16 protein-coding genes are annotated in these 15,086 nt (G+C 63.9%); 9 read left to right on the top strand and 7 right to left on the bottom strand.

Translation table 11 applies throughout. The features are described 5' to 3' along the window. Positions 1–159 precede the first annotated feature (159 nt). Positions 160–1,260, top strand: coding sequence for a polyamine ABC transporter substrate-binding protein (locus H0I86_RS03950; RefSeq protein ID WP_180924115.1), 1,101 nt, complete (start codon positions 160–162; stop codon positions 1,258–1,260). Between the two features lie 41 nt (positions 1,261–1,301). Here the strand turns inward: H0I86_RS03950 and H0I86_RS03945 are convergent, their stop codons facing one another. The 3 genes from H0I86_RS03945 to H0I86_RS03935 all read right to left on the bottom strand — a co-directional run bounded on the left by H0I86_RS03945 (position 1,302) and on the right by H0I86_RS03935 (position 5,047). Further along, a complete protein-coding gene (locus H0I86_RS03945; protein ID WP_180924114.1) occupies positions 1,302–2,939 on the bottom strand; it encodes an ArnT family glycosyltransferase in 1,638 nt (545 codons plus the stop codon). A gap of 147 nt (positions 2,940–3,086) precedes the next feature. Further along, positions 3,087–3,968, bottom strand: coding sequence for an alpha/beta fold hydrolase (locus tag H0I86_RS03940; protein ID WP_180924113.1), 882 nt, complete (start codon positions 3,966–3,968; stop codon positions 3,087–3,089). A gap of 2 nt (positions 3,969–3,970) precedes the next feature. Next, the gene (locus tag H0I86_RS03935) at positions 3,971–5,047 is read right to left on the bottom strand and encodes a sugar phosphate isomerase/epimerase family protein (protein WP_180924112.1); all 1,077 of its coding nucleotides are present in this window, start codon (positions 5,045–5,047) and stop codon (positions 3,971–3,973) included. Between the two features lie 130 nt (positions 5,048–5,177). Here H0I86_RS03935 and H0I86_RS03930 point away from each other — a divergent pair, with 130 nt between their 5' ends. Beyond that, a complete protein-coding gene (locus tag H0I86_RS03930) occupies positions 5,178–5,783 on the top strand; it encodes a TetR/AcrR family transcriptional regulator (protein ID WP_101336791.1) in 606 nt (201 codons plus the stop codon). Between the two features lie 81 nt (positions 5,784–5,864). On the opposite strand, the gene H0I86_RS03925 is transcribed toward H0I86_RS03930, so the two are convergent. Next, positions 5,865–6,182 carry a hypothetical protein gene (locus H0I86_RS03925; RefSeq protein WP_180925788.1) on the bottom strand — a complete coding sequence of 106 codons (318 nt, stop codon included), beginning with the start codon at positions 6,180–6,182 and terminating at the stop codon, positions 5,865–5,867. A gap of 325 nt (positions 6,183–6,507) precedes the next feature. On the opposite strand from H0I86_RS03925, the gene H0I86_RS03920 reads away from it, so the two are divergent. Then, a complete protein-coding gene (locus H0I86_RS03920) occupies positions 6,508–7,062 on the top strand; it encodes a GNAT family N-acetyltransferase (RefSeq protein ID WP_180924111.1) in 555 nt (184 codons plus the stop codon). Positions 7,063–7,068: 6 nt separating this feature from the next. Here H0I86_RS03920 and H0I86_RS03915 read toward each other — a convergent pair whose 3' ends face one another. Further along, positions 7,069–7,413 carry a hypothetical protein gene (locus H0I86_RS03915; protein ID WP_180924110.1) on the bottom strand — a complete coding sequence of 115 codons (345 nt, stop codon included), beginning with the start codon at positions 7,411–7,413 and terminating at the stop codon, positions 7,069–7,071. Positions 7,414–7,537: 124 nt separating this feature from the next. After that, on the bottom strand, positions 7,538–8,491 hold the full coding sequence (locus H0I86_RS03910) for a LysR substrate-binding domain-containing protein (RefSeq protein ID WP_180924109.1): 954 nt from the start codon (positions 8,489–8,491) through the stop codon (positions 7,538–7,540). A 154-nt stretch (positions 8,492–8,645) separates the two neighbouring features. Between H0I86_RS03910 and H0I86_RS03905 the strand changes: the two genes are divergently transcribed. The 6 genes from H0I86_RS03905 to H0I86_RS03880 all read left to right on the top strand — a co-directional run bounded on the left by H0I86_RS03905 (position 8,646) and on the right by H0I86_RS03880 (position 14,654). After that, positions 8,646–9,827, top strand: a complete 1,182-nt coding sequence (locus tag H0I86_RS03905) for a M20 aminoacylase family protein (RefSeq protein WP_180924108.1) — start codon at positions 8,646–8,648, stop codon at positions 9,825–9,827. Between the two features lie 70 nt (positions 9,828–9,897). Beyond that, positions 9,898–10,677: an ABC transporter substrate-binding protein gene (locus H0I86_RS03900; protein ID WP_373369420.1), complete on the top strand. Its 780-nt coding sequence runs from the start codon at positions 9,898–9,900 to the stop codon at positions 10,675–10,677. A gap of 94 nt (positions 10,678–10,771) precedes the next feature. Next, positions 10,772–11,461: an ABC transporter permease gene (locus tag H0I86_RS03895; RefSeq protein WP_180924106.1), complete on the top strand. Its 690-nt coding sequence runs from the start codon at positions 10,772–10,774 to the stop codon at positions 11,459–11,461. Continuing rightward, positions 11,458–12,171: an ABC transporter permease gene (locus H0I86_RS03890; protein WP_180924105.1), complete on the top strand. Its 714-nt coding sequence runs from the start codon at positions 11,458–11,460 to the stop codon at positions 12,169–12,171. The genes H0I86_RS03895 and H0I86_RS03890 overlap by 4 nt, the downstream gene beginning before the upstream one ends. Before the next feature lie 20 nt (positions 12,172–12,191). Further along, positions 12,192–12,959: an ABC transporter ATP-binding protein gene (locus H0I86_RS03885; protein WP_180924104.1), complete on the top strand. Its 768-nt coding sequence runs from the start codon at positions 12,192–12,194 to the stop codon at positions 12,957–12,959. A gap of 240 nt (positions 12,960–13,199) precedes the next feature. Then, positions 13,200–14,654, top strand: coding sequence for an ArnT family glycosyltransferase (locus H0I86_RS03880; RefSeq protein ID WP_180924103.1), 1,455 nt, complete (start codon positions 13,200–13,202; stop codon positions 14,652–14,654). Between the two features lie 89 nt (positions 14,655–14,743). Here H0I86_RS03880 and H0I86_RS03875 read toward each other — a convergent pair whose 3' ends face one another. Next, on the bottom strand, positions 14,744–15,079 hold the full coding sequence (locus H0I86_RS03875) for a hypothetical protein (RefSeq protein ID WP_124349457.1): 336 nt from the start codon (positions 15,077–15,079) through the stop codon (positions 14,744–14,746). Positions 15,080–15,086 lie beyond the last annotated feature (7 nt).

The following is a 15,086-nucleotide window of genomic DNA, read 5'->3' as shown; positions in this document are numbered from 1 at the left end:
GCCGTCGGCAAGAATCGAACCCGGACCGCTGACTCAGTGACCCAGGCTGTCACCAGAACCGCCCTTGTGAACCTTGACCCTCTTTGTCCTTTGCCCTTTTAAAGGACCGCCTGCCGCGTACAGAACATAAAAACCATCGCCACGCTGGGGAAAAAATTCATGGCCACTATGAAAACCATACTGAGTGCCACCGTTTGTGGGCTGTCGCTGCTGGCCGTCGCGGCGCAGGCCGAGCAGCGCGAGCTGCGGGTGTACAACTGGGCCGACTACATCCTGCCGTCGGTGCCCAAGGACTTCGCCAAGAACAGCGGCATCAAGGTCACCTGGGACACCTTCGATACCAACGAATCCCTCGAAGCCAAGCTGCTCACCGGTAACTCGGGCTACGACCTGGTGGTGCCGTCGAACCAGTTCCTCGACACCCAGATCAAGGCCGGGGTGTTCCAGAAGCTCGACAAGTCCAAGCTGCCCAACTGGAAACACCAGGACCCCGAGTTGCTCAAGCTGCTCGACAGCAACGACCCGGGCAACCAGTACGGCGTGCCCTACATGTACGGCACGGTGCTGATCGGCTTCAACCCAGCCAAGGTCAAGGCGGCGCTGGGCGACAACGCGCCGGTGGACAGCTGGGACCTGGTGTTCAAGCCAGAGAACATGGAGAAGCTCAAGTCCTGCGGCGTGGCCATGCTCGACTCGCCGTCGGAAATCCTGCCGCTGGCCCTGCATTACCTGGGGCTGGACCCCAACAGCCAGAACCCGCAGGACTATGAAAAAGCCAAGGAACTGATGCTGAAAATCCGCCCCTACGTCACCTACTTCAACTCGGCCAAATACATGACCGATATCGCCAACGGCGACATCTGCGTGGCCATCGGTTACTCCGGCAGCTTCTACCAGTTCGGCAATCGCGCCAAAGAGGCCGGCAACGGCGTGGTGGTGGACTGGCGCCTGCCCAAGGAAGGCGCGCCGATCTGGTTCGACACCTTCGCCATTCCCAAGAGCGCAAAGAATGTCGCCGAGGCCCATGAGTTCCTCAACACCCTGCTGGACCCGAAAGTCATCGCGCCCATCAGTGATTTTCTCGGTTATCCCAACGCCAACAAGGATTCGATTGCGCTGATCAACAAGGAGATCACCGGCAATACCGACCTGACACCAACCCCCGAAGCCCTGAAGAAGCTCTATGTGGTGCAGCCGCTGCCGCAAAAGCTGGAGCGCGTGCGCACCCGGGTCTGGACCAGCATCAAGTCGGACAAATGATCCGCCGCCTCAGGCAGCCCCGCCCTGGGGCTGCCTGGTCTTCACTTCAGCTCGAACACCAGGCAGGGATTGCCGTTCAAGCGCCCTTCGAACACCGGGGTCGCCTGCTCCAGCGCAGTCCCCGCCAATAACGCCCGATCCTTGCGCGCCAGGATCACCCAGGCCGGACGCGGCAACGAGGCCAGCGGCGCCAGATCGTCCTTACCGATAAACCGCGGCTGCTCGTCGTGGTCCAGGTTCATCATGTAGCGCACCGCCCAGGTGTCCTTGCCCAGGTTGAGAAACACCAGGGTGCCGCGGTCCTCCCCACGCAGTTGCTCGACCTGCCCGACAAAACCCCGGGTATCGAATTGCAGGTCCTTGGCCGGCTCGATCACCTTCACCAGCAGCCACCACTGCGCCGCCAGGGCCAACAGGCTGAGCAGCACCAGGCGCCGCCCCGGCGAGTCGCGAGTGGTTCGCCAGCAGTACAGCGCCCACATCTGCAAACCGATAAAGACCGCGATCATCAGCGGCAATGACAGCGCCGGCCAGTAACCGTGCTTCTGCCAGCTGTGCCGGCAGACCAACAGCACCACGACACACAGCCCCGGCAACAGCGCCACCAGGCCGAGATAAAACCGCCGCACCCCGACCAGCCAGCGCTGCGGCTTGAGCAGGCCGTAAGCCGCAACCGCCGCGAACATCGGCACCATGGGCAGGATGTAATAGGCGCGCTTGAAGTGCGGCACCGACAAGCCCAGCAGGATCATCAGCCCGCAGGCACCCAGGCGCACCAGCAGCCGCACCTGATCGTCCGTGTGCCGCGCGGACCATTGCCGGCGCAGGACGAACAGGGTCGCCAGCGCCAGCGGCACCACCGGGAAGTAACGGTACAGGCTGAGCTGAAAGTAGAAATACAGCGGCTCGCCGCTTTCATCGAGGCGCCCGCCCACCTGCATCTGGTAGACCTGCCGGGCGAAGGTTTCGCCGCCGCTGAAGTGCGCCAGTTGCATCAGCGACCACCAGCAGGCCGCCAGCAGGATCAGGCCGATCACCCCATGGACCATCACCTTTCTCGCCAGCCGCCAGGTGTCGTCCCGGGAACGGTAACGCCCCAACGCCCAATAGGTGCAGGCCACACCGCAGACCTCGATCAGCCCCAGGGGGCCGCGGATGGCGAAGGCGATGACGAACAACGGAAAAATCGCGTATTGGCGCAGGCGCGAGCCCAGCTGCTCGCCGCTGTGCAGCAGGTAAAAACAGCCCAGGCAGAGCAGCGAGACCATCTGGTCCAGGCACACCGAGCGCGACTTTTCCAGCAGCTGGGTGGTCAGCGCCGTCAGCAGCACCGCCAGCAATGCCCAGGTGCGATCGAACGGCGCCAGCAGGCGGTACAGCAGCGCCAGCACCCCGGCCGAGGCCAGCGCCGTGGGCAGGATATTGGCTAATTGGTTAGGCGCACCGAACAGCTGGGCAAAGCCATAGCTGAACCAGGTGGCGGTGCCCGGATAGTCCGGGTAAGGCTCGCCGTAGGTGGTGGGAAACAGGCTGGCGCCGTGGCGGAACATCTCCTGCAGGAACAACCACCAGCGCCCATCGAAACCTTGCGCTGGCTGGTCCCAGATGCCGAACGTGAACAGCAGCAGGGCCAGCAGAAAGACGCCCAACATCTCGATGCGAATGCGGTGGTGGTCCATGGATGATCCGTCAGAGGGTGCGCGCCCGAAGGCTTGGGCATGCCGGCTGCCATGTTGCAGCGCCAAGCCCTGAACCATCCCTGAACAGGCCGCAAAAAAATCCCGGCCCCACCATCAGCAGCCACCCAAAAAGACAGACTGGCGCGCTCAGCCCTCCTGCCGAAGAAACGGCAGCAGATGAGCAATAAAGGCCTCGGGCGCCTCCTCGGTGATGAAGTGACCACACCCCGGCACTATCGCCCCCTGAAGATTCAGCGCATTGCCCTGCATCGTCAGCAGCGGCGCATCGTGAGTGGCATGTTCGGCGCCAATCGCCAGGACCGGCATTTCCAAGGCACGGCTGGCACGCTCGCGGTTCTGCCGGATGCTCTCGGGGATGGCCCGGTAATAGGCGAACCCACCCCGCAGCCCGCCGGGTACCGAATAGGCTTTGACATAGGTCTCGACCGCGACCCGCTCCTGGTGCACCGACCACTTTTCGAACATGTAAGCCAGGTACTGCGCCTCGCGTCCGGCGATCAGCATCTCCGGCAGGTCCTGCAACTGGTTGAACATGAAGTGCCAGAGAAAGATGTTCTGCCCTGGCGGCGCAAAGATCGCCGGCGCTTCGGCCAGGCCGGGAATCACCGCCTCCGTCAGGGCCAGTTTCTCCACCGCCTGCGGATAGTCGCTGGCCAGGGCATAGGCTACCCACATGCCGACGTCATGCCCCACCACCGAGTACTGGCTGTAACCCAGCGCCAGCATCAGGGTATGCAGGCGAGACGCCGTGGTGCCGGTGTCGTAGCCTTGCTCGGGGCGATCGGACAAGCCCATGCCGGGCAGGTCGACCGCGATCGCCCGGTAACCCTGCCCGGCCAGCGCCTGCATGACATGGCGCCAGGTGAACCAGGTCTGCGGCCACCCGGGGATCAACAGCACAGGCCGGCCCTGGCCCTCGCTGACATAGTGAATGCGCCCGCCGTCCACCTGTACGTAGCCGTGGCGGTAGTCACGCCCGGCAAAAGCCTGCTGTTCGAGAAGATCCATGCTCAGCGTCCTTGATGAGAGGGCTGGGTAATGCCCAGCAGTCGGTTGATCTGCGCCTGGTCCACCGGCGCTCCGGCGAAGTCGTCGAAGACTTTGTCCGTCACCTGGATGATGTGCTGGTTGATAAAGGCCACGCCTTCGCGCGCGCCCTGCTCCTGGTCCTTCAGGCAGCACTCCCATTCCAGGGTTGCCCAGCCGGCATAGTCATACAGCGCCAGCTTGGAAAAGATCCCCTTGAAATCCACCTGCCCGTCGCCCAGCGAACGGAACCGCCCGGCCCGGTCGGCCCAGGGCTGATAACCGCCGTAGATGCCCTGGCGGCCGGTGGGATTGAACTCGGCGTCCTTCACATGAAACATGCGAATGAACTCGTGGTAGATATCCAGGTAATCCAGGTAATTGAGTTGCTGCAGGACAAAATGGCTGGGGTCGAAGAGCATCTTGCAGCGCGGATGGTTGCCGACCCGCTGCAGGAACATCTCGAAGGTCACACCGTCATGCAGGTCCTCGCCCGGGTGGATCTCGTAGCACAGGTTCACCCCCTGCTCGTCGCAGGCGTCGAGAATCGGCAGCCAGCGCTTGGCCAGCTCATTGAACGCCGAGTCGACCAGGCCTTCCGGGCGCTGTGGAAAGGGAAAGAAATAGGGCCAGGCGAACGAGCCGGAAAAGGTCCCCATGTCGCGCAGGCCCAGCCGGCGCGACGCTTTGGCCGACAGTTTCAGCTGTTCGAGGGCCCACTGGGTCTTGGCGCCACTGTCGCCCCGCAGGGCCGCCGGGGCGAAGCCGTCGCACAGGGCGTCGTAGGCGGGATGCACGGCCACCAACTGGCCGAACAGGTGGGTGGTCAGTTCGCTGATCACCAGGCCATGTTCGGCCAGGATGCCGCTGACCTCATCGCAATAATCCTGGCTGCTGGCCGCCAGGCGAACATCGAACAGACGCTCATCCCAGGCCGGTACTTGCAGCGCCTTGAACCCCAGCCCCGCCGCCCAGGCGGCCATGGCGGGCAGGGTGTTGAATGGCGCTGCCGCATCACTGAATTGAGCCAGGTGCAGGCTCGGTCCCTTGAGGGTTTTCATCGTTCACGCCTTATTATTTGTCGGTCGACAAACAATAGGGCGCCCCTTAACGCGCCGTCAATACGACGGCTTGTTTTTTTTGTCGATCGACCAATAATTGGCACCACTCCCTTTGCATCGAGAACTGGACATGGCTGGCAGACCCCGCGAATTCGACCGAAAGCAGGCCCTGTACAAGGCGCGTGATGTGTTCTGGCAGCGCGGCTTCGAGGCCACGTCCATGTCCGACCTGGTGGACGCGCTGGGCATTGCCTCGGCGCGCATCTATGCGGCCTTTGGTTCCAAGGAAGCGCTGTTCCGCGAAGCCATCGAACTCTACGAATCAGGCGACGGCGCCTTTGCCGATGCCGCCCTGGGCGACGACATCAGTGCCCGCGATGCCATCGAGCGCATGCTCAGGGAAGCCGTCGAGCTCTATACCCAGCCCGACCGGCCCCTGGGCTGCATGGTGGTGTCCTCCGCCACCAATTGCTCGGCGGACAACGACGGCATCAGGGAATGGCTGGCCGAGCACCGCCGCGACAGGACCCGTTCCATCATCGAGCGCCTGGAACAGGCCGTGCGCGCTGGCGAGCTGCCCAAGCGCACCGACGTGATGTCCCTCGGGGACTGCTATGCCACGGTGCTGCATGGGCTGTCGGTGCAGGCCCGGGACGGAATCGGCAGGTCGCGCCTGCTGGCGATGATTCCCATGGCCATGGCGGCCTTCGATGCGCAAACCGAAGCGGCCACCTAACCCTCACCGAACCCGCCAACCGCGGATAAAACAACGGCCCGGCGGGATCGCCGCCAGGCCGTATTCGAGTCATTGCGCGAGTTACAGAAAGACCGCCGAGAGCATGCCCAGCGCGCCCAGGCAACAGCCGATCAGGGTGCCGCGTCCCGGCCACTCACGGAACACCGACCAAATCACCAGCGGTTCGAGCAGCAACAGCGCGGTCACCGACACCACTGTGATCATCCAGATATCGCCGACCGCCAGGTACCCCAGCCAATAGGCGCCAATCAGGCAGATACCGGCGAAACACATGATCAGTACGGTTAACGCCAAGTCCGGCCAGGTGGTGTTGCCCGTATGCGCCAGGCGGGCGGCGACCACTTCGCTGTAGATCGCGCAAAACTCGCCCAGCACCATCAGCCCTACAGCAGAAACTCCGAGTAATTCTTTGGACATATGACAAACCCCTTGGTATTGAGAGCCAGATTTTTCAGCTCCCAGGCAGCAATGGCTCCGCTGACGGAGCCGCCATGACGATGCCGAGGGGTTTGCTCTAATTCAGTGACCGTAAGGAACCTGAACATGTCCATCTCCTGCGTGGTGGGTGGTACGGGCGGTTGCGAGCCGCACTCTGTATAGGGTATTTCCGGGGTGGTCGACACGCGTTTTTTTGTAGTGCATTTGTGTGTTGTCGCGATGACACCCCGGCAAGCCTTTGTCCTCCTTATTTCGAGATGCATCCATGGCCCTCCTTGAACTCCACAGCGTCCGCCTCGACCTGGTGGTGCTGGCCCCGGCCCAGGCCGAACTCGAAAGCGCCTACCACCTGGATAACCAACAGCACCTGGCGCCCTGGTCGCCGTTGCGTCCCGCCGACTACTACAGCCCGGAACAGGTGCGCCTGCGCCTGGAACAGCAGGCGGTCGCCTATGGTTTCGGCAATGCCGTGCATTTGGCCCTGCTGGAAAAGGCCAGCGGCCAAATGGTCGGCACATGCAATTTCACCGGGATCATGCGCGGGGCGTTCCAGGCCTGTTACCTGGGTTATTCCCTTGCCGCGGCCCATCAGGGTCGGGGGTTGATGCACGAGGCGCTACAGACCGCCATCGGCCACATGTTCGACGAGTTGAAGCTGCACCGGATCATGGCCAACTACATCCCCGACAACCAGCGCAGTGCCGCGCTGCTGGAGCGCCTGGGGTTCGAACGTGAAGGTTATGCCAGGGCCTACCTGCAGATTGCCGGGCGCTGGCAGGATCATGTGCTCACCGCCCGGGTCAACGACGCCCTGGATTGACTGGCGCTACTCGGCCCGGAAGTTCCAGACGATCTCCACCACCCGCACGGCCAGGACCAGGTACAGCAAAAACAGCACGACCTGCAGCACCCGGTGATAAGGCAATTTGGCCAGCCGGCGCAGGCCGTCGCTGACATTGAGCAGCATCAGCAGTGCCGACACCCCGATCAGCCCCCAGCCGGTCAGGCTGGAGCCGAACAGGCCCATGAACAGGTGGTGATCGCTGTGCAGCGCATTGGTCCCGGCGGCGAACAGCAGGGCGCAGACCAGCAGGTTCTTGAAGTTGTCGAAGACGCGCGTATTCAGGTCGCCGTCCAGCAGATCCAGATACTTTCGCCACAGTTTGCGCATGTTCAGGCACCTGTTCAGCCGCAGGAAAAAAGCCCGGAGCGTTGCCAAGAGTCAGAAGGCCCGCCGGGCGCACCTTCCAGCGTAGTGACGATTGCCGCAACCTGCTTGCGATCCGCGGCTCGCCTCAGACCCGTAGGCGCACGGTCTCGAACAGCGCCCGGTCCTCTTTGCGCGCCGAGCGCGCGTGCCGTCGGATCACCTGCAACAGACAATCGGTGAAACACAGTGCCGGGTTGCTGAGGGCGACGTTGCAGCGGGTGACGATGCTCAGGTGCCGGGGTTCGAACTGTTCCTCCAGCTGCAACGACACCAGCCGCCCGAGGAACGGCGGCGCGGTGCTCATGATGGTCGGGCCCCAGGTACACATGTCGGCGTGCTCGACCAGCATTTGCAGGATCGCCAGGGAATGGGCGCGGACGATACGGCGCTCGTCGATCTGCGCGCCGTGGCGCCAGAACAGGTCCTGCATCAGCGCGTCGTGGCCATCCGGGGCGTAGTTCAGGGTCCATTGCTGATCGAGCAGCTCGTGGATCGAGCGGGCATCCTGCCGGGCATGGCCCTGGCGCACCAGCACCGAGGTCTGATAGTCCAGCAGGGTCTCGCAGGAAAAATCCTGGGGCGCCTGGGACGGGTGCAACTGGCCGATGGCGAAGTCCATTCTGCCGTCCCGCAGCAGCGGCTGGGCCACCGCCATCAGGCTTTCGAACAGCTCCAGGCGCACCTCTGGCATGCGCTGGCGAAACTCCAGCACCACTTCCGGCAGCAGGGTCAGGGCGATCCACGGCGTGACCCCGACACACAGCCGGCCGCTGTTTTTCCCGCGCAACTGGTCCAGCTCGGCCTGGGCATGCTCCAGTTGCTTGAGCACCAGCCGGGCGTGGGTCAGCAGCACCTTGCCGTACTCGGTGAAGTTCAGGCCGCTGGGCGTGCGGACGAACAGCGGCAACTGCTGAGCGGTTTCCAGCTCGCGCAACGCCTTGGTCACGGCCGCCTGGGACAGGTTCAGCGAACGCGCGGCGCCACGAATGCTGCCGGTCTCGGCACTGGCGATCAAAGCTTGGAGTTGATGCAATTTCATCGGCGTGCCCAGGTGACAACTTCGGGTTGTCATCATAACCAAACTGAGCCTCCCCGACAGGCCGTCCGATGCCTAAGATCAGCCCCGACAGCGCCTCGACGATTCGCCCGACGGGTCCGAGCTGGCGAGCGACCTTAGCCGAGGAACCCCCACCATGAATGCCCGTTACGTGCTACCCGAGATAGCCGAACAGCAGAACGCAATGATCGCCCTGCGCCGCAAGATCCACGCCCACCCCGAACTGGGGTTCGAGGAGTTCGTCACCAGCGCACTGGTGGCCGGGCAACTGCGCGAATGGGGTTATGAGGTCAGTACTGGCGTCGGCCGCACCGGCGTGGTGGCCACCCTGAAAAACGGCGAAGGCCGCGCGCTCGGCCTGCGCGCCGACATGGACGCCCTGCCGATCCAGGAAACCAGCGGCGTGCCCCACGCCAGCCGGATTGACGGGGTGATGCATGCCTGCGGTCACGACGGGCATACCGCCACCCTGCTGGCGGCGGCGCACTACCTGGCGCGCTCGCGCAACTTCAAGGGCACCCTGCAACTGATTTTCCAGCCCGCCGAAGAGGGCCTGGGCGGCGCCCGGGCGATGCTCGATGACGGCCTGTTCGAGCGTTTTCCCTGCGACGCGGTGTTCGCGATGCACAACGTGCCGGGCCATCCGACCGGGCACCTGGGCTTCTACAGCGGCCCGTTCATGGCCTCGGCCGACACCGTGACCGTCAAGATCATCGGCCACGGCGGGCACGGCGCGGTGCCGCACAAGGCGGTCGATCCGGTGCTGGTGTGCGCCTCGATCGTGGTCGCCCTGCAAAGCATCGTCGCGCGCAATATCAACCCCCAGGACACGGCTATCGTCAGCGTCGGCGCGATCCATTCCGGCACCGTCTCCAACGTGATCCCGGCCTCGGCCGACATGAGCATCAGCGTGCGCGCCCTGACGCCCGAGGTCCGCCAGTTGCTCGAACGGCGCATCACCGAGCTGGTGCATGGCCAGGCCGCGAGTTTTGGCGCCCAGGCGCAGATCGACTATCAGCACTGCCATCCGGTGCTGATCAACCATGCCGAGGAAACCGCCCTGGCCCGGGAGGTGGCCCGCGAGTGGCTGGGCGAACAGCAATTGATCCACGACCTCAAGCCGTTCACCGCCAGCGAGGATTTCGCCTTCATGCTCGAACGCTGCCCCGGCAGCTACCTGGTGATCGGCAATGGCCAGGGCGAAGGCAGCTGTCTGCTGCACAACCCGGGTTACGACTTCAACGACCACTGCCTGCCCATCGGCGCGACCTACTGGGTCAAGCTGGCCGAGCGTTTTCTCGGCCCAGAGGGCAGGTAGCGACAAAAGGCTGTAGCAGTGTCATCACTGACGTAGCCGGCGATTAACCGAGGAAAAAACAATGAAAAAAATGATCGCTGCGGTTTCATGGATGCTGTTGTCGGTGTCGGCCAGCGCCGGCGCGGCCGACTGGTCGGGCAAGGTGCTGAAGCTGGGCGTGGACCCGACCTACCCGCCCCTGGAATACAAAGACCCCGACGGCAAGCTGAGCGGGTTTGGCATCGACATCGCCGAAGCCCTGTGCGCCGAACTGAAGGCCCGCTGCGTGTGGGTCGAAAGCAGCTGGGACGGGATGATTCCCGCCCTGCTGGCGCGCAAGTTCGACGCCATCGCCTCGTCGATGACCGTCACCCCCAAGCGCATGACCCGCATCGCCTTCACCGACAAGATCTCCAACGCCCCCGCGCGGCTGATCGCCAAGCGTGGCTCGGGCCTGGTGCCGACCCTCGACTCGCTCAAGGGCAAGCGGGTCGGCGTCGAACAGGGCTCGGCCCAGGAGGCCTACGCCAAGGCCAAGTGGGGTGCCCAAGGGGTGCAGATCCTGTCCTATCAGAGCCAGGACCAGGTGTATGCCGACCTGCTCGTCGGCCGTCTCGACGCCTCCTTGCAGTCGTCGATCCAGGCCAGCTATGGCTTCCTGTCCAAACCCATCGGCAAGGACTTCGAGTTCGCCGGCGACACCCTCAGCGACCCGGGCTTTTTTGGCGTCGGCGACGGCATCGGCCTGCGCAAGGACGATGTGGAACTGCGCGAAGACCTGAACAAGGCGCTGGCGACCATCCTGGCCAACGGCACCTACGCCAGGATCAACCGCAAATACTTCGACTTCGATATCTACGGCGGGCCCTGACCCCGACTCCGCAACCCCAGGCGCGACGCCCACCGCGACCACGGCCGCGTCGCCACTTTTTTCAGCTCACTCTAATAACAACAAGGGGCGTGAAATGCTTCTGGAAGGTTTTGGCCCGCAGATTCTGCAGGGCACCCTGACCACCCTCAAACTGGCCCTGTCGTCACTGCTGCTTGCGGTGCTGCTGGGGCTGCTCGGCGCCAGCGCCAAGGCCTCCGGCAACCGTGCCCTGCAGGCGGTTGCCGGCGGCTACACCACGCTGATCCGCAGCATGCCCGACCTGGTGATCATGCTGCTGTTGTTCTTCAGCCTGCAGATGCTGCTCAACCAGTTCACCGACTGGCTGGAGATGACGCAGATCGACATCGACCCGTTCCTGGCCGGGGTGCTGACCCTGGCCTTCATCTACGGTGCCTACTTCACCGAGACCTTTCGCGGCGCGTTCCAGGCGGTGCCCCGGGGTCAGCAGGAAGCGGCCAGGGCCTACGGCATGAGCCGCGCCCAGAGCTTTCGCAAAGTGCTGTTTCCACAGATGTTGCGCCATGCCCTGCCGGGCATCGGCAACAACTGGCTGGTGCTGATCAAGTCCACGGCGCTGGTGTCGATCATCGGCCTGAGCGATGTGGTCAAGGCCACCCAGGACGCCGGCAAGGGTTCGATGAAGTTCTTTTATTTCACCCTGGTCGGCGGCCTGATCTACCTGGCCATCACCAGCCTTTCCAACCTAGTGCTGATCTGGCTGAGCCAGCGTTACTCGGTGGGCGTGAAGAGGGCTTCGCTATGACCGGCATTCTCGAAGAATACTGGCAGGCCTACCTGTGGAGCGATGCCGCGCAGCTGTCCGGGCTGGCCATGACCCTGTGGCTGCTGGTGCTGTCGGTGCTGATCGGCTTCACCCTGGCTGTGCCCTTGTCCCTGGCGCGGGTCAGCCGCAACCCGTTGCTGCGCACTCCGGTGTGGCTCTACACCTACGTGTTTCGTGGCACGCCGTTGTATATCCAGCTGCTGTTCTTCTACGCCGGGGTCTACAGCCTGAGCGTGGTACGCGCCCAGGACTTTCTCGACGCGTTCTTTCGCGACGGCTTCAACTGCACGGTGCTGGCGTTCGGGCTCAACACCTGCGCCTACATGACGGAGATCTTCGCCGGCTCCATCCGCTCCATCGCCCATGGCGAGGTGGAAGCGGCCAAGGCCTATGGCATGAGCCGATTCACCTTCTACCGGCGCATCCTCCTGCCGTCGGCGCTGCGCCGGGCGCTGCCGTCCTTCAGCAATGAAGTGATCCTGATGCTGCACTCCACTTCGGTGGCCTTTACCGCCACGGTGCCGGACCTGCTGAAGGTCGCCCGTGACGTCAACTCGGCCACCTACGCCTCCTTCAGCGCCTTCGGCATTGCCGGCGTGCTCTACGCCAGCAGCGCTTTTGTCCTGATCTGGCTGTTCCGTCGCGCCGAACTGCGCTGGCTGGCCTACCTCAAGCCACAGATACATTGATCTCCAACGGAGAGGCTCGCATGTACCCATTGATCGTCGAAAACCTGCACAAGAACTACGGGAGCCACGAGGTGCTCAAGGGCGTATCGCTCAAGGCCAGGGCCGGCGATGTGATCAGCATCATCGGCTCCTCCGGCTCCGGCAAGAGCACCTTTCTGCGCTGCATCAACTACCTCGAACAACCGTCCGGCGGACGCATCGTGGTCAATGCCCAGGAGCTGCGCACCCGCAGGAACCGCTTGGGCGAGCTGTGCGCGGCCGACCCGAAACAGCTACAGGCAATGCGCAGCAAACTGGCGATGGTGTTCCAGCACTTCAACCTGTGGAGCCACATGACGGTGCTGGAAAACATCATCGAATGCCCGATCAATGTGCTGGGCGTCGCCCGGGACGAGGCCATCGAACGGGCCCGCAAGTACCTGGACAAAGTCGGCCTGCCGGCCAAGGTCGAGGCCCAGTACCCGTCCTACCTGTCCGGCGGCCAGCAACAGCGCGTGGCCATCGCCCGGGCGCTGGCCATGGAGCCGCAGGTGATGCTGTTCGACGAGCCGACCTCGGCCCTCGACCCGGAGCTGGTATCGGAGGTGCTGCGGGTCATGCAGCAACTGGCCGAGGAAGGCCGGACCATGGTGGTGGTCACCCACGAAATGGCTTTCGCCCGCGAAGTCTCCAACCACGTCATGTTCCTGCATCAGGGCCGGGTGGAAGAGGAAGGCCCGCCCGCTCGGGTACTGGAAGCCCCCAGCAGCGAGCGCTTGAAGCAGTTCCTCTGCGGCAGTCTCAAATAGGGTCCTGAGCAAGGTCGTCGGGTGTGGCCCCTCACGCCCGGCGGCAGGGCCGCGCTCGGGCGCCAGAACCAGAGATTGGCCTGGCGCCCGGGAGCGCGGTACTTCGCCATCGCCCCGGATAAACCGACAGCCGCCAGCGCCATCACCCGATCCATCGCTCGTTCACGATTTGTTAAGAATCGCCTCCGTATACTCGGAGCGCCTGATCCTCCCCGGCGCAACCTCTTCGGCAGTCCCCCCATGTCGCGACCCGCACCGCTGTTGCTTCTGCTTGCCGCCCTGCTGTTCTTCTTCGCCCTGGGCAACCACCAGTTGCAAGGCTCCACCGAAGCCCGGGTGGCCGGGATCGCCATGCAGATGCACCTGGACAATGACTGGGTGACACCCCGCCTGTTCGGCCAGCCCTTCCTGGAAAAACCGCCGCTGAGCCTGTGGCTCGACGCCAGCGCCATCCGCGCATTCGGTGGCACGCCGTGGGCGGTGCGCCTGGCCTCGGCCTTCGCCGGGCTGTTCAGCGTCATGCTGCTGTACGCCATGCTGCGCCGCTTCGGCCGCCCGACAGCGGTGGCCTGGGTGGCCGGCGCCATGCTGGCGACCATGGCCAGCTACTGGGGCAATGTGCGCGGGGTCGGTGAAGACGCCCTGCTCAGCCTCGGCGTGACCCTGGCGCTGCTGGCGTTTTTCCAGACGCAACGGCGCCAGGCCGAACGCCAGCCGGCCCCCCTGAGCTGGCTGCTGTTTGCCCTCGGCATCGCCATCGCCACCCTGAGCAAGGGCGTGCTGGGCCTGGCGATGCCGGGCGTGGTGATCTTCGCCTACCTGCTGGCCGACAGCCTGATCGAAAAGCGCTTCGCCCTCGGCCACTGGCTCAAGCCCGCCCTGCTCACCGTCCTCGGCCTGGTGCCGCTGCTGATCTGGCTCTACCTGCTGTACCAGCGCGGTGGCCTGCAGGCCCTGGGCGAAGTGTTATGGACCAACAGCGTCGGACGCTTCGATGGCTCCTTTGTCGAGGCCGGGCACTACGAGCCGTTCTATTACTACCTGGCCAAGCTGCCGCAAGCCTTCCTGCCGTGGAACATCCTGGTCTATCTGGGGCTGTGGCACTTTCGCAAAAGCCTGGTGAAAAACCGCTACCTGCTGTTTTTCAGCCTGTGGCTGGTGGCCCAGTTCACCCTGCTGTGCCTGGCGTCGAGCAAGCGCACCGTGTACCTGATGTCGCTGACCCCGGCCGCGGCGGTGCTGGCCGCCGAGTACGCGGCAGTGCTGTACGAACGCCTGCGCCTGCGCGCCGCCAGTGAGGGGTTCTGGAGCGCCGTGGGGCGCCAGCGCCGGGGCCTGGCCATTGGCGTGATGACGCTGGTGGTGTGCAGTTACCTGGTGGCCGCGCAGTGGGCCGCGCCACGGGCCGATCGCCAGCTGTCCTTCGTGCCGCTGATCAGCCAGATCCAGACGCTGCAGGCTGCCGGGCAACAGGTGGCGCTGTATCAGGCCAACGAACGCGCGGCCGGCGCCAGCGTGTTCTACACCCAGAGCCTGCTCAAGGATGTGCAGACCGAGGCCCAGCTGAATGAGTTTCTCGGCACCTCGCCGAACAACGTGGCGGTCATGGCCCTGCAGGAAGCCCCCAAGCCACCGCTCAAGGTACTGAAGAAGGTCACGGTCAGTCGCCAGGCCTACTACTTTGTCAGCCGCTGACCGGCACAGTGAGCGCCCATAAAAAAGGCACCCTCATGGGTGCCTTTTTCAATCTCGTCGCCAGGCTTTCGCGCCGGCGCCGGCATGGCTCACTGAACGTTTTTCAGCTTGACCACATCGCCGGAGACCTTGGTGGTGTAACCGCTCAGTACCCAGGCCCAGAACCAGTTTTCCTGGATCTGGGTGTTGATCATCGCGTCACCGCCCTTGGCCTGGATGGCCGCGGTCTGGGCGCGGACGAAGCGGTTGTTCTGCCGGATTGGAATGACCCCGAACAGCATGATGCCGGTAGCCGTTGCTTCGCTGTGACCGACCACGGTGTACTGGCTACTATCAAGTTGCTGAGTTTTCATCGCGGTGCCGGTGCAGCCGGCCAGGGCCAGGACAACCAGCGCAGAGGCGGCGATTTTGCTCAAGTGTTTCATGCATGAC

This window comes from Pseudomonas chlororaphis subsp. aurantiaca (genome assembly GCF_013466605.1).
Taxonomy (GTDB): domain Bacteria; phylum Pseudomonadota; class Gammaproteobacteria; order Pseudomonadales; family Pseudomonadaceae; genus Aquipseudomonas; species Aquipseudomonas chlororaphis_I.
The sequence above is the reverse complement of the archived record's forward strand: the minus strand, read 5'-3'. Positions and strand labels throughout refer to the sequence as shown.